Source organism: Pseudomonas sp. NLJ1, from assembly GCF_049486705.1.
GTDB lineage: Bacteria > Pseudomonadota > Gammaproteobacteria > Pseudomonadales > Pseudomonadaceae > Aquipseudomonas > Aquipseudomonas inefficax.
The window spans coordinates 347,383-361,785 of sequence record NZ_CP137735.1 but is presented as its reverse complement, the minus strand read 5'-3'; the positions used below and the strand labels follow the sequence as shown (position 1 = coordinate 361,785).

The following is a 14,403-nucleotide window of genomic DNA, read 5'->3' as shown; positions in this document are numbered from 1 at the left end:
CGTTCGATTTTCGATTGCCGGAATCACGCCGGCCAGGGAGTGCCGCTGCTGTAGAACACCGCGAGCCAGACGGTGGCAGTGCCGGGTGCGGTCCATTCCACGCGGTGGCGATGATGCGGTGGGATGTCCAGGCAATCGCCCGGTGCCAGCAGGCGGGTGTGGCTCTCGTGTTCGAAGCGCAGGCCGGCGGCGCCACTGAGCAGCACGATCCATTCACCTTCGGCCTGGTCGTACCAGAAACCGGGCGGGCTGGCCTGGCCACTGGAGACGATACGTTCAACACGCACGCCCGGGCGGCTGAGCAGTTGGTCGACCCGTTCGGTGCTGGCGGGGTCGCAAGGGGGCAGGGCAGTCAGCAGGTTGGTCGGGATCATGGAAAACCTCGTTTGGAAGGGGTTGGTTCCACTATGGACGCAATTGCCGTGCGCCGCGCTTCTTGACCGGCCCGGCTGTTTGTAAGAACTTTCCGGGATTTGGAAGACGGGCAACAAATGGACAAACTCCTGGCGATGAAGATGTTCGTGGCCACCGTCGATGCCCAGGGCTTTTCTGCCGCCGCACGCCGGCTCGGGCTGGCGACATCGTCGGTGACGCGCCTGGTCGATGCCCTGGAAGCGGCGTTGGGTGCCACCTTGCTCAACCGCTCCACCCGCCAGGTCAGCCTGACCGAGGCCGGCGCCCGTTATTACGAGCGCGCGCGGGGTATTTTCGAGGCCCTGGACGAAGCCGATGCCAGTGTCGCCGATCGGGGCGAGGAGCCTGTTGGTGTGCTGCGCCTGTGCTTGCCGGTGGAGTTCGGCAGGCGGGTCATCGCCCCGCACCTGGGGCCGTTTTTGGCGATACATCCGGCTCTGGAGCTGGACATCGACCTCAGCGACCGCCTGGATGACCTGCTTGACGGGCGCTATGACCTGTCGATCCGCCTGGGCGACCCCTCGCCCAATGACGAGCTGGTATGCCGCCAGCTGGGTCGCTTCCAGCGTTGGCTGGTGGCCAGCCCGGGCTACCTGGCCGGGCGTGAACCGCTGGAGCATCCGCGGCAGCTGATCGAGCACGCCTGCCTGCGCTTTCGCTACGGGCAGAAAGGGCGCCCCTGGCGCCTGGCCCGTGGGCAGGACAGTCTGGAACTGGACGTGAGCGGGCCGTTGCGCAGTGCCAATGCCGACATGTTGCGCGAAACCGCACTGGCGGGCAGCGGTATCGCGCTGTTGGCCGACTGGCTGGTGCAAGAGGATGTGGCGGCCGGGCGCCTGCAGCGGCTGTTCCCCGATTGGCAGGCCAGCCCTGGCGCGGCCAATGACAGCATCAACGCCCTGTACCTGCCCAACCATCGTGGTTCGCGGCGGGTGAATGCCTTTATCGACTTTTGCGAAAATTTGCTGCAGCGTAGCACCTAGTGTTGCGCAGTGCGCAAAGCCCTGTTGCGCCAGCGCTGGATTCTCGCCAAGAGTGCGTCTGGGTAAGGTGGCCGGCATATTCCAGCCATTGCCGAGGACACTCGCATGAATCCCTCCCTTGCCGCCGCGCAGCCTGCAGCCACCGGCCTCAGCCGGGCCCTGGTCGCCCTGCTGGCGTTCTGCTGCGGCGCGATCGTCGCCAATATCTACTATGCCCAGCCCATCGTCGGGCTGATCGCCCCGGACCTGGGGCTGTCCACCGAGCATGCCAGCCTCATCGTTTCGCTCACGCAGCTGGGCTATGCCTTGGGCCTGCTGTTGCTGGTACCGCTGGCCGACCTGTTGGAAAACCGCCGCTTGATGGTGGCTACTGCCGTGCTGGCCTGTGTCAGCCTGCTGCTGGCGGGGACCAGCAGCAGTGGCCAGGGCCAGCTGTTCCTTGGCTATGCACTGCTGATCGGTTTCAGTTCCGTGGCGGTACAGATGCTCATTCCGCTGGCGGCGCACCTGGCGCCGGAGCAGCAGCGTGGGCGGGTGGTCGGCAACATCATGGGCGGCCTGCTGCTGGGTATCCTGCTGGCGCGGCCGTTGTCCAGCCTGGTGGCCGACTACTTCGGCTGGCGTGCGGTGTTCATTGGCGCTGCCGGGGTGATGCTGGCGATCATCCTGTTGCTGGCCCTGACCTTGCCGCGGCGAGTGCCTGAGCACAAGGCCAGCTATGCGGGGCTGATGCTGTCGCTGCTCACGCTGCTGCGCCGTTATCCTTTGCTGCGCCAGCGCTCGCTGTACCAGGCATTGATGTTCGCGGCGTTCAGCCTCTACTGGACGGCGGTGCCGATGGCCCTGGCAACCCAGCATGGCCTGTCGCAGAGCCAGATCGCGGTATTCGCCCTGGTGGGCGCGGTGGGCGCCGTTGCCGCACCCATGGCCGGCCGCCTGGCCGATGCCGGGCATGCCCGGGCCGGTTCGCTGCTGGCGTTGTTGCTGGCACCGGCGGCACTGTTGCTGGGGCTGACGGCACCGGGCTACAGCGTGATCGGCCTGGGCGTGACCGGCGTGCTGCTGGATTTTGCGGTGCAGATGAACATGGTCATCGGCCAGCGTGAAGTGTACGCGCTGGACCCGGCCAGCCGCGGGCGGCTGAACGCGGTGTACATGACCAGCATCTTCCTGGGTGGGGCGCTCGGTTCGGCGGTTGCCAGTGCGGTGTTCGGCCAGTTTGGCTGGCAGGGTGTGGCGCTGGTGGGGGCGGGGTTGCCGGGTGTGGCCTTGCTCATCTTCCTGGCCAAAGCGCGCCGGGGTTGAATGCGAGCCCACAGGTTGTCGCGATCCCTGTAGGAGCGGCCTTGTGTCGCGAAAGGGCTGCAAAGCAGCCCCGGCAATATCAGCAACGAAGCCGATATCCCGGGACCGCTGCGCGCCCCATCGCGACACAAGGCCGCTCCTACAGGGATCGCGACAGCCTTTGCGCAGTGTTAGCGCCCAAGCGGCAACGCCACACCTATCACGGCAAACAGGCTGCCGCAGCAGCGGTTGAAGCCCTTGCCGCCCTTGGCCAGCCATGGCCGGATGCGAAATGCCAGGCGTGCCAGCAGGTATTCGACCAGGAACTCGACACTGGCAAAGGTAGCCGCCATCACCACGAACTGCAGCAGCAACCCACGCTGCGGGTCGATGAATTGCGGCAGGAAAGCACCATAGAACAGCAACACCTTGGGGTTGGCCATGGCCGACAGCAGGCCTTGGCGGAACAGGCCGGCATTGCCCAGCCGCGCGCTTTGCGCGGTCAGTTCCAGGTGCAGGCCCGGGCTGCGCCACAGCTGGATACCCAGCCAGATCAGATAGGCACCACCCACCCACTTGAGCACGCTCAGCACCGACGCCGAAGCCTGTAGCAAAGCGCTGAGGCCGAACATGGCCAGGGCGATCAGGGCACTGAAGCCAAACACCCCGCCAACGATGGTGAACAATGTCCGGCGTGCGCCATACAAGGCACCGTGGGTCAGGGCCAGCAGGCTGTTGGGGCCCGGGGTCAGCGACAGGCCGATGCTCGCCAGCAGGTAGATGAGCCAAGTGTCGAGTGCCATGGGGGAAATGCCTTGTTGGTGTGGAGGGCGCCAGTCTATGGCGCCGGCCTTGGCCGGCAAGGGTATGATCCGGACATTGAATGGTCGTTTCTGGACGCGATGCCAATGCTCCCCGATATCCGCTTGCTGATCTTGCCATTACCGGATTTTGCCCTGCTGCCGTTCGGGGCCTTTCTCGACAAGTTGCGTTTCAGTGCCGACGACGAGGACTACAGCCAGCAGCGCTACTGCAGCTGGACCGTGGCGGGGCTGACCCTGGACCCGGTGCCGTCGAGCAGTGGCGCGGTGGTGCAGGTCGAGGCCGTCGCAGGCCAGCTCGAGCTGGCCGGTTTCGACTACCTTGTGGTGTTCGGCGGGCGCAACGCCATGGCCACTGCCGCGCTGGCGCCTCGCTACCGGGCCTTGCTAAGGCAGGCCGGCAAGGCTGGCGTCAAGCTGGTGGGGGTCGATAACGGCGCTTTCCTGTTGGCCGCCTGCGGGTTGTTGCAGGGGCACAAGGTAGTGGTGCACTGGCGCCACGAAGCCGAATTCCGTGCGGCCTTCCCGCATTTGCAGGTGCTGACCGAGCAGCTGTATTGCATCGACGGTAGCCGCATCACCTGCGCCGGCGGCACCGCCGCCATCGACCTGGCCGTCGCGCTGTTGTCACGTGCCTGCGGGCGGGCCCGGGCGCTCAAGGGCCTGGCCGACATGCTGGTGGATGAAACCCGCGATAGCCGCCATGCCTTGCGCTCGCTGGAACTGGGGGCCGGGCAGGGCAGGCAGGTGCAGCGTGCGCAAGCGTTGATGCGCCATCACCTGGGTACGCCGTTGACCGCGGAGCAGTTGGCGGCGGAGCTGGGCATCAGCCGGCGCCAGCTGGACCGGCAGTTTCACGCCAGCCATGGCATGAGCGCCAAGGCCTGGTGGCTGGAGATGCGCCTGCAACAGGCGCGCTGGCGCTTGCTCAATTCCAGCCACAGCCTGGCGCAGATTGCCGATGAAGTGGGCCTGGGCGATGCCAGTTACCTGGGCAAGTGCGTGCGGCGACGGTTTGGTTGCACGGCCCTGGAACTGCGCGCAGGCACCAACCCGCTTTGAAGCCGCGCACGGTTCCCTGTGGGAGCGGCTTCAGCCGCGAAGAATCCACCGCGGTGCATGGCACCGGCTGCGCCGGTGTTCGCGGCTAAAGCCGCTCCCACAGGGTTCCTGCTGATTCAGTGAGTCATGTGCAGCCCTGTGAGAGCGGGCTTACTGCGGCGTCCCGAACAACCCCGTCCAGTAAATCCCTGCGTCACTCTTCGGGTCCACTGCATACGCAGCGCCCAGCTCACGAAAGTCCGGGTTCATCAGCGTCGCGCAATGCCCCGGGCTATCCAGCCAGCCATCGACCACCTTGCGCGCGGTGTCACGCCCGGCGGCGATGTTTTCGCCAATCTGCTGATACAGGTAGCCGGCCAGTTCTGCCCGGTCACCGGGGGTGCGGCCGTCCTTGTCGATGTGGTCGAAGAAGTTCTGGTTGGCCATGGCCCGGGTGTGGTTGGCGGCAACCCCGGCCAGCACCGTGCTCCAGCTCAGCGCGGGGGCGGCGGCGAAGGGCTGGCCACCGCATTGGCGCGGTACCTTGCGCGCGGCATTGATTTCCTGCAGCACCTTCTGCCCCTCGGCCTGCCAGTCGCCCAGGCGACCACTGAGCAGCGGCCGGGCCAGCACGATGCGCCAGTCGCGGCCTTCCTGGCTGACGCCGATATCGACGAACTGCGGGTCGAGCACCACCTGGCAGAAACTCTCCTCGATGGCATGCATGGCCGCGCGCACATCACGTGGCCCCGACAGGCTGATGGCCTGCACGTTGACCATCGGGTAGGCGGCGCGGGTCATGGCCTGCTGCAGGTCGCGGGTACCCTCCGGCGACAGTGCCAGGCGGGTATCGCTGTTGAGCGGTGGCAGCTCCAACGACGCTTCACCACCGCAGGGCTGGGCCTTGCTGCGGTAGACATTGATCGAATCGATCAGTTGCGCCTCTTCGCCGGTGGCAGCCAGTGCCCCGGCCGAGACGACCAGACCCAACGACAAGGCGGCAACGGATGACAGGACGCGCATGTGGATCTCCCTATGACTGGCAGCGTCGTGGTTTGCGCTGCTCATCCTACACAAGCCCGGGGCTTTTGGCCCGGGATCGTGCAAAGCAATGAAAACGCCGGCATTCGTTGCTGGCGGCAAAAGAGGGAGTAGACCACTGATCATCGGAAAAGTGCGAACAGTTGGTAATCATTCTTATCGAACCAACGCTGTCAGCCCGTTTGCCGGCGCCCGGTGGGTATCAGCGCGCCACCGCCTGGTTCGGTTTGTAGAACAGAAAATGCCTGGTCTGCGCCGTCCGGCGATAGGCTTTGGCCCAGTCCGGGCGCACATTGCGGTCGTGGAAGTACAAGGCACCGCCGGTGCGGTCTTTCAACTGCTGGTTGAGCGCCTTGCGCGCGATTTCCTTGGCAATGCCGTAGCGTTGCGCTTCTTCGACCTGGTCCGGGCGCCCGTCGCACCACCAGGAGAACTGGCAGGCCTTGCTTTCCACACCCTGCTTGACCACGCCGCAGATTGTATCCGGGAAGCCATCGTGGCCCAGGCGGTTGAGCACGACGTTGGCCACGGCGGCCATGTCTTCGGCGTCGGCACCTTTGGCCTCCCAGTAGATGGTGCGGGCCAGGCAGGTGATGCTGTCATCCAGCGGCGCCTGGCCGACCGGGTCCACTGCCTGCGCTTCGCCCGGTGTGAGAGTCTCGGCCTTTTTCGGGGGTGGTGTGTCATTCACCACTTTTTCCTCGAGCACCTCGGCCTTGTCCTCGGCGACGGCAGCCTTGGCCGGGTCGGCGGCGTGCAAGGGGCCTGCGAGCAGGGCCGAGGCCAGGCCGATCACCATCCACGAAAAGCGCATGATGCAAGCTCCCCGAACTGTGGGCTGGTTCACAGTCTAGCCAAGCGCGAGCATCAGTACCAAAGGCAGGGTGGCGGCGGCGACCACGGTCTGCAGGGCGATGATGGTCGCCATCAGCGGTGCGTTACCGCCCATTTGCCGGGCCATCACATAAGAAGACGAGGCGGTCGGCAGCGCCTGGAACAGCACCGCAACCACTGCTGCCTGGCCACCCAGGCCAAGCAGGCGGCACAAGCCCCATGTGGTCAGCGGCATGACCAGGAACTTGAATGCCGACGCTGCCATCAGCGGGCGCACCTGCTGGCCCAGGCGGGCGCCACCCAGGGCTGCGCCGACGCACAGCAGGCCTAGCGGCAGGGCGGCCTGGCCCAGGGCCTTGACCGTGGGTTCGATACCCGCTGGCAAGCCCAGCCCGCTGGCGCGCAGCAGCAACCCGCCGGCGCAACCGACGATCAAGGGGTTGGCGAAGATGGCCCGCAGCACCGTCGCTGGTGAGCTATGGCGGGCACTGAAGCGGGCGAACACCAGTACGCAAAGCAGGTTGACCAGGGGTACGATTGCAGCGTTGGCCACCGCCGCCAGGGCGATGCCGGCGCTGCCATAGATACCTGCTGCAAGGGTGGCGCCGATGTAGTTGTTGAAGCGGATGCCGCCCTGGAACACCGAAGTGAAGTCGGCACCGTCATGGTTCATTGCGCCCTGGTACAGCACCAGCAGCACGGCCCCGGCCAGGGTCGAGAGCATCAGCACGCCGACCATGCCCAGCACCGGCACGCCATCGAGGTTGGCGGTGGCCAGGCCATGGAGGAACAGTGACGGCAGCAGTACGTAATAGCTAAGGCGCTCTGCGCCGGGCCAGAAGTTGTCGGCGAGGAAGCCGCGCAGGCGCAGGAAAGTGCCCAGGGCAATCAGCAGGATGATCGGCAGCAGGGTAGTCAGCAGCAAGTGGAGCATGGGCGACGTTCCGTGGTCGGGTACGGGGCACAGCCTACTGGTACGGATCGATCTGTAAAAACGTTGTTTTCTGCACTGACTGTTGAGGAAAAATGCATGGTTGAAGTCGACACTGGCTCTTGTAGGAGCGGCCTTGTGTCGCGAAAGGGGTGCGAAGCGCCCCCAGGATATCGGCATCGCCACAAAATTGCCGGGGCCGCTTTGCGGCCCTTTCGCGACACAAGGCCGCTCCTACAAGGCCCTGCGAACCTTCACGCCTCCAGCGCAGTCTTCAGCACCGCACTCAAATGCCGCCGCTGGCTCTTCTCATGCTCCAGCAACACCACCCGCCGGGTCAGCTGCGGTTCGCCAAATGGCAGGCAGGTGGCCGGAGGCAAGCGTTGCAGGTCGTCATCGGCCATGGGGATGATTGCCACGCCCAGGCCCATCACCGCCATGCGCGCCAGCGCTTCCTGGCTGTCCAGTTCCATCTGTTCGCTCACCTGCAAATGCTGGCGGCGCAGCTCCTGCTCGATCTGTCGGCCGGCCCAGGCACGCTTGTCGAAGCGCAGGAACGGCTGGCTGGCCAGCAACTGGGGCACGCTTTGCCCGGCGAGGTCGGGGCTGGCGATTGCCCAGAAGCGGTCTTCGAACAACGGCGTGAAGTCCAGGCTTTGTGGGTAGGGGCTGACCGGTTCGGTGGTGATCGCCGCATCGAGCTCGCCGTCTTCCACCCGCCGTGCCAGTTCCGCCGACATGCCGGAGGCCACGCTGACATGCAACTGCGGATGGTGCGCCTTGATCCACACCAGCGCCTTGGGCAGGCGCCGCGCCAGCACCGTGTGGATCGCCCCCAGGCGCAGGCGGCCGCGCTGGCTCGGGCCGCTGGCCAGGGCGTCGGCCAGTTCGTCATAGGCAGCCAGGATGGTTTCGGCCCGGGCCACCGCCAACTGGCCGGCTTCGGTCAGCGACACTTGCCTGCGGCTGCGGTCGAACAAGGTCACCTGCAGTTCGTCTTCGAGGGTCTTGATGTGCAGGCTGACCGCCGAAGGGGTGAGGCTGAGCAGATCGGCGGCACGGGCGAAGGTGCCGTGACGGGCGATGGTCACCAGGGTGCGCAGGGCTTTGAGGGACATGCGGGTGGGTCCGGTTTCAGGCTGACAGGGTTGCATTGTCAGGCCCGGCCCTTTCGCAGCACAAGGCTGCTCCTACAGGTATTGCGCATGCTTGAACCATGGCGCTAACCCTGTAGGCGCAGCCTTGTGCTGCTCAGCGCTGGTTACGCCCATAGGCCTGGCTGATCCGGTCGATCACCATGGCCAGGGCGACGATCGCCAGCCCGGCCTCGACGCCTTGGCCGACATTCAAGGTCTGGATCCCCGACAGCACATCCTCGCCCAGCCCGCGGGCGCCAATCATCGAAGCCACCACCACCATCGACAGGGCCATCATCACCGACTGGTTGAGCCCGGCCATGATGCTGGGCAGCGCCAGCGGCAGGGCGATGCGCCGCAACCGCTGCCAGCGGCTGGCCCCAAGGCCATGGGCGGCCTGCAGCAACGAAGGGTCGATCTGGCTCAGCCCCAGTTCGGTCAGCCGCACCAGCGGTGGCAGGGCATAGATCAGCGTGGCGAACACGGCGGGCACCTTGCCCAGGCCGAACAGCATCAGCACCGGGATCAGGTAAACGAAGGCCGGCAATGTCTGCATCACATCCAGTACCGGCAACAGCACCCGCTTCGCCAGCGGCCGGGCAGCCAGCAGGATGCCCAGCGGCACACCCACCAACACGCAGAGGCCTGTACTGACCAGCACCAACGCCATGGTCTGCAGCAGTTTGTCCCACAACCCGAGCATACCGATCAGGGCCAGCAGCGCCACCAGTACCGCGCTGCGCAGCACGCTGCGGCTGGCATGCCAGGCGAGCAGGCCGATCAGCAACAGCAGCAGCCACCACGGCAGCAGGCGCAGCAGGGTTTCCAGGCCGACCAGCAGTTGCAGCAACTGGTCCGAGACGCTGCGCAGGTGATCGCCGTAATGCAGCACCAGCCAGTCGACCAGGCGGTTGACGCTGTCGGCAAAGGAGAATTGCAGGGTTTCAGGGAAGCCGCCGCTCACAGGCTGCCCTCGACCTTGCTGGCAATGTCCGCAGGCAACCAGGCTTTCCACACTTCGCGATTATCGCGCAGGAAGGTGAGGGCAGCGTCACGGGGCGGCGTGCGCTTTTCGCTCATCTCGGCCAGTGCGCTGTTCAGTTGGTCGATGGGCAGGTCGACCCGCTCGAACACGCTCACCAGCTCCGGGTAGCCCTCGCGAAAGGCCCTGGACACGCCAATCGACAATTTGGCCGGCAGCGAGCTGCTGCCCTTGGGCTCGGGGTTGCCGGCATCGGTGAGGGTGGCCCAGGCCTGGGCATCGAACGGCGGCTCTTGCAGGCGTATGAGTTTGTAACGCCCCATCAAAGGGGTTGGGTTCCAGTAGTAGAACAGCACCGGTTGGCCACGGCGGATGGCCGAGCCGATTTCGGCATCCATTGCAGCCCCGGAGCCGCTGCGGAAGTTGGTATAGAGATCATTCAGCCCGTAGGCCTTGAGTTTCTGGCTGTTGACGGTCTCGGATGTCCAGCCGCTGGGGCTGTTGAGAAAGCGCCCTTTGCCGGGCGACTCGGGGTCGCGGAACACCTGCGGGTAGCGCTTGAGGTCCTCGACGCTGCGCAATTCCGGCGCCACGGGTTTCAGCTTGCGTGCCGCATCGCCCTCGATCACGTAGGCCGGCACCCACCAGCCTTCTTCGGCATTCTTGACCGTATCGCCCAACGCGAACACCTGCCCGGCGGCTTCTGCCTTGACCCAGGCAGGGCTGCGCCCGGCCCATTCCTCGGCAATTACTTGCAGGTCGTTGCGCGCCAGCGCCACTTCCATGCTGACGGTGCTGCCGGGCAGGGTGTCGGTGGGGTAGCCATACCCGCGCTCCACGATCAGCCGCAGGATCTCGGTGGTGAGGGCGCCGCTTTCCCAGCCGATGGCGCCAAAGTGAATGGGCGTGGTCCGTTCCGCCGAAGCGGCGCTATCGGTGCTGGCCATGCCCACCGCCAGCAGCAGACCGGCCAGTAGCGTTGGAATTTTCTTCATCGGGGCCTTCGTCGATTGCCGTGGGGTAGGTGCGGGCAAGTGTAGACGACCCCTCCCAGGCGTTGCCGACAGCAGCATGGAACGGGCTCCTGCTGCGAGTGGGAGCAGCGGTTTGCAAAGGTGCGCAGTGCCGTTTGGCAAGCACATTCTGCGAGGCATTCCTGATGACGCTGGACTTGAATTTTATTTATTACCGCAACTTCCGATTCGATGGAAAGCTGCATGTTCGTTGCATTGGCACAGACCTGCACAAGGTCAACCGCATTCGCTACGAACTGGAGCGGGCCGGCCCGGATGGCCCGGTGTCGTTCCGAGGGGTTTCGGCCTATTCCCAGGCACACACCGGCAAAACGAGTGACCACGGCTGCCCAGCCACTTTGTTCGCCGAGGAGGAGGCGGGGATCTACACCATCCGGCCAAGGGTGGTGCTGCGAGATGAACATGCCCGGGCGATGAACCGGCCTGTCGGGCCGGCCGGTGTCATCGACATGCCGCCGCTGGTACTCGATATCGCGGTCGAGGAGATCAACCGCAGCGTGCTCGACAAGGTCCCGTTGCCTTCTGCCGCCAAGCGTCGCAAGCGGGCGGCAGGCCCCGCGGACGTGGCTGATCACGCTCAGCAAACGCTTCCCACGTTGGCGCCAGGTACCTCGTACCCGACACTGGTCATCGAGTTCGCTAGCGGTGGGTATGAGCACTTCCTTGACGACCTGGAGCCAGGCTCGGGCTCGACGCTGGTTCGCTATTGGCCGAACCTGAAGTCGGTGATCGCGCTCAGGCCGGTGCTGGACGAGCATGAAGTGGACGATGACAGGCTCCTGGCACTACGTCAGCACTATTACCTCGACCAGCCTGCCGGCATGCTCAATGACACCTATCTGGCATTGCTCAAGTCGTTGGCCGCGCTGGACTATGTCGTATCCATGCAGATGTCGCCGCCACCTTCGGAACCACACCCTGTCGCGTTCGTGCTGGCGGGGGTGCTGGCAACCTTGCTGACAGGTACTGCAGTGGTGGCAGGCAACAGGGCTTATGAGAATGCTCAGCCCACGCCCGACTTCGAATCACGCCAGAACTACCTCGACGAACCCGGCCCCCGGTGGAAGGGCCTGAATGTGCGCAAGGCCTGGGCCAACAAGGTGACGGGCAAGGGGGCGCGTATCCACTTCAGCGATGGTGGGTTGTACCCGCAGCATGAAGACCTGCGCGGCAACCCCGCCCTGCAAGTCATCTCGCTTGAGCCCAACCATGACCCCAGCCATGGCACGGCTTCGGCAGGGGTGATTCTGGCCGCGCGCAACGGCATGGGGGTTACCGGAATCAGCCATGACAGCGAGCTGTACCTGTACAACAACCGCGCGCAAGACGCCCAGGGCAATTTCCAGGCGCTCAAGGATCTGCTGCGCAATGTGGAGCCTGGGGATATTGTCGGCATCAATCGCCAGACTGCAAATATCGATGTGTTGAGCACGATGCTGCCGTCCTTGCACGACAAGGCCTGGTGGACCGTCATGCTTCAGCTGAGTCAGCGCGGTGCGGTGGTGGTCAATGCCGCAGCCAATGGCAGCAGCAAGACCCTTGCGGAACGAGGTACCCAGGCGGGGCAAGGCGTAGACCTGGCCAATTGGCGTTACTTCGATGACCATGGCGATTCAGGTACCATTCTGGTGGGCGCCAGCCACTCGTATGACGGCAAGCCCCACGCCTACTCCAACCACCATTACCCTTACCGCATGCTCAATGCCTGGGGTGACAGCGTAGTCACGCTTTCCTATGGCAGCTTGCAGGACCTGTCCGGCGATGATCGGGACTACACAGACAACTACGGCGGCACGTCCAGTGCGACGCCGATGGTGTGCGGCACACTGAGCCTGATCCAGTCCTATGCCATGGAGCACCACCACATCTACCTCAATGGCAACCAGATGCACCAGTTGGTCATGGCGTCCGGGTATCACGATGCCACGTTGCCCGGCACCGACGTGTTGCCGATGGGCGCCAGGCCCAATGTGCATGGCGCGTTGGTGCTGCTGGATCGCATTCTCGGCGGGGGCAGGTTCGAGGCCTGAGCCAGGGCCGGCAGGGCCGGCCCTGATCCAGTCACACGCGGAACTGGTCCATCAGCGCCTGCTGCTGGTTGGCCAGACTGTTCAGTGACTGGCTGACCCGTGCCGACTCGTTGGCCTGCCCGGACAGCGACTCGGTGACGTCGCGGATGGTCGCCACGTTGCTGTTGATTTCCTCGGCCACCGCGCTCTGCTCCTCGGCGGCCGAGGCGATCTGCAGGTTCATGTCGGTGATCACCGTCACGGCCTGGCCGATGCGCTGCAGCGCGGTGACGGCCTGGCCAACCTGCTGCACGCCGCCCTGGGCCTGGCGGTGGCTGTTGTCCATGGCCCCGACCACTTCGCGAGTACCGTTCTGCAAAGCCTCGATCACCTGGCGGGTTTCTTCCACCGATTCCTGGGTACGCTGGGCCAGGTTGCGCACCTCGTCCGCGACCACGGCAAAGCCCCGGCCGGCTTCACCGGCGCGGGCCGCCTCGATGGCGGCGTTGAGCGCCAGCAGGTTGGTCTGTTCGGCGATCGAACGGATCACCTCCAGTACCGAACCGATCTTCTCGCTGTTCTGCGCCAGGCCCTCGACTTCGGCCATGGCGTTGCTCATGTCGGCGGCCAGGGCATCGATGCTGTGGGTGGTGCGGTCGATCACTGCCAGGCCTTCGCGGGTGGCCTGGTCGGCGTCGCGGGCGGCCTGCGCGGCCTGGGCGGCGCTGCGGGCGACGTCCTGGGCGGTGGCACTCATCTCGTGGGAGGCAGTGGCCACCTGGTCGACCTGGCGGTACTGCTGCTCCATGCCGGCGCTGGTCTGGGTGGCAATTGCCGAAGACTGGTCGGCGGTGCCACGGGCGGCTTGCACCGAGCGTTTGACCTCGGCGATGGTCGGCTGCAGCTTGTCGAGGAAGCGGTTGAACCAGCCGGCCAGTTCACCCAGTTCGTCCTGCTTCTGGTAAGTCAGGCGGCGGGTCAGGTCACCTTCGCCGCTGGCGATGTCCTTGAGCATGCTTGCCACGCCGAGGATCGGCCGGGTAACGCCGCGGGCCATCAGCCACACCATCAGCAGGCCGGCAATCGCCGCCGCCAGGCCCAGGCCAAGTTCCAGAAGGGTGCCGCTGGTGTTCAGCGCGTCCAGTTCCTGTTTAAGCGCTTCGGCCGGGCCGGTCAGGGCGTTTTCCGGCACATCCAGCAGCACGCCCCAAGGCTGGGCATCCGGAATCGGCCGGAATGCGGCCAGCACCTTCAGGCGCTGCTGGTCGTGGACGATGGTCATCTTGCCGTCGGCCAGCTTGCGCACCAGTTCGGCGCCCTTGGCGGTGTCGACCTGGTCGAAGCGCTGGGCCAGCTTGCTGGCGTCGGCGCTGTAGCCGGCCAGCAGGCCGACCGGGCTGAGGATGCCGACCGTGGTGCGGCCTTCGTACAGGCCGCGGCTGGCCTCCTGGCTCAGTGCCTGCAGGCTGTTGAGGTTGATGTCGATGGACAGGGTGGCGATCACCTTGCCGTCTACCGCCAGCGGGAAGACGATGCTGGTCATCAGCACCTGCTGGCCATCGATGTCGTAGAAGTAGGGTTCCACCACGCACACTTTGCCGGACGTGCGTGGGCACACCCACCAGGTGTTGGCTGGCTGGCCGCTGGGGCCGATCTCGGTGTTGGCCATGTCATGCTCGGGCAGGGCCATGGCCGTCAGCTGGCCGACACGCGGTTGCGACCAGTACAGGGCGAAGCGCCCGGTTTCGTTGCTGCCCAGTTCCGCCTTGCCGGCGAACAGGCTGTCCTTGTTGTCCAGGGCGTTGGGCTCGAACACCAGCGACAGGCCGAGCAGCTCAGGGTTGGCCTGCAGGGCGGCGCGCACCTGGCGGGTCATGTCCTCGCGCAGGTCGA

The 14,403-nt window shown here is 65.4% G+C and carries 13 protein-coding genes and 1 pseudogene; 4 read left to right on the top strand and 10 right to left on the bottom strand.

The genetic code is table 11. The features are described from left to right. Positions 1–23: 23 nt before the first annotated feature. Complete coding sequence (locus R9B85_RS01615; RefSeq protein WP_112252567.1) at positions 24–374, bottom strand: cupin; 351 nt, start codon at positions 372–374, stop codon at positions 24–26. Positions 375–491: 117 nt separating this feature from the next. Between R9B85_RS01615 and R9B85_RS01610 the strand changes: the two genes are divergently transcribed. Together R9B85_RS01610 and R9B85_RS01605 are read left to right on the top strand one after the other, a co-directional pair. Continuing rightward, positions 492–1,397: a LysR family transcriptional regulator gene (locus R9B85_RS01610; protein ID WP_112252566.1), complete on the top strand. Its 906-nt coding sequence runs from the start codon at positions 492–494 to the stop codon at positions 1,395–1,397. A gap of 105 nt (positions 1,398–1,502) precedes the next feature. After that, positions 1,503–2,702 (top strand): MFS transporter, encoded by a 1,200-nt coding sequence (locus tag R9B85_RS01605; RefSeq protein ID WP_112252565.1) that lies wholly within the window; start codon positions 1,503–1,505, stop codon positions 2,700–2,702. A 170-nt stretch (positions 2,703–2,872) separates the two neighbouring features. Here R9B85_RS01605 and R9B85_RS01600 read toward each other — a convergent pair whose 3' ends face one another. Beyond that, positions 2,873–3,484: a LysE family translocator gene (locus R9B85_RS01600; protein ID WP_207878889.1), complete on the bottom strand. Its 612-nt coding sequence runs from the start codon at positions 3,482–3,484 to the stop codon at positions 2,873–2,875. 105 nt (positions 3,485–3,589) lie between these two features. Between R9B85_RS01600 and R9B85_RS01595 the strand changes: the two genes are divergently transcribed. Then, positions 3,590–4,564 (top strand): GlxA family transcriptional regulator, encoded by a 975-nt coding sequence (locus tag R9B85_RS01595; protein WP_252378760.1) that lies wholly within the window; start codon positions 3,590–3,592, stop codon positions 4,562–4,564. Between the two features lie 150 nt (positions 4,565–4,714). Here the strand turns inward: R9B85_RS01595 and R9B85_RS01590 are convergent, their stop codons facing one another. From R9B85_RS01590 to R9B85_RS01565, 6 genes are all read right to left on the bottom strand, one after another. After that, complete coding sequence (locus R9B85_RS01590; protein WP_112252562.1) at positions 4,715–5,566, bottom strand: CAP domain-containing protein; 852 nt, start codon at positions 5,564–5,566, stop codon at positions 4,715–4,717. A gap of 220 nt (positions 5,567–5,786) precedes the next feature. After that, on the bottom strand, positions 5,787–6,398 hold the full coding sequence (locus R9B85_RS01585; protein ID WP_423770762.1) for a cell wall hydrolase: 612 nt from the start codon (positions 6,396–6,398) through the stop codon (positions 5,787–5,789). A 36-nt stretch (positions 6,399–6,434) separates the two neighbouring features. Continuing rightward, the gene (locus R9B85_RS01580) at positions 6,435–7,352 is read right to left on the bottom strand and encodes an AEC family transporter (protein ID WP_112252560.1); all 918 of its coding nucleotides are present in this window, start codon (positions 7,350–7,352) and stop codon (positions 6,435–6,437) included. Positions 7,353–7,603: 251 nt separating this feature from the next. After that, complete coding sequence (locus tag R9B85_RS01575) at positions 7,604–8,467, bottom strand: LysR family transcriptional regulator (protein WP_112252559.1); 864 nt, start codon at positions 8,465–8,467, stop codon at positions 7,604–7,606. Between the two features lie 133 nt (positions 8,468–8,600). Beyond that, complete coding sequence (locus R9B85_RS01570) at positions 8,601–9,449, bottom strand: ABC transporter permease (protein WP_112252558.1); 849 nt, start codon at positions 9,447–9,449, stop codon at positions 8,601–8,603. Beyond that, a complete protein-coding gene (locus R9B85_RS01565; RefSeq protein WP_112252557.1) occupies positions 9,446–10,462 on the bottom strand; it encodes an ABC transporter substrate-binding protein in 1,017 nt (338 codons plus the stop codon). Before R9B85_RS01565 ends, R9B85_RS01570 begins: the two co-directional genes overlap by 4 nt. 176 nt (positions 10,463–10,638) lie before the next feature. Here R9B85_RS01565 and R9B85_RS01560 point away from each other — a divergent pair, with 176 nt between their 5' ends. After that, the gene (locus R9B85_RS01560; protein ID WP_423770761.1) at positions 10,639–12,531 is read left to right on the top strand and encodes a S8 family peptidase; all 1,893 of its coding nucleotides are present in this window, start codon (positions 10,639–10,641) and stop codon (positions 12,529–12,531) included. A 31-nt stretch (positions 12,532–12,562) separates the two neighbouring features. On the opposite strand, the gene R9B85_RS01555 is transcribed toward R9B85_RS01560, so the two are convergent. Further along, entirely contained in the window at positions 12,563–13,318 is a 756-nt protein-coding gene (locus R9B85_RS01555; protein ID WP_370290277.1) for a methyl-accepting chemotaxis protein, read from the bottom strand. A 102-nt stretch (positions 13,319–13,420) separates the two neighbouring features. Continuing rightward, positions 13,421–14,386: pseudogene (locus R9B85_RS01550) on the bottom strand (HAMP domain-containing protein); the annotation flags it as partial. Positions 14,387–14,403 lie beyond the last annotated feature (17 nt).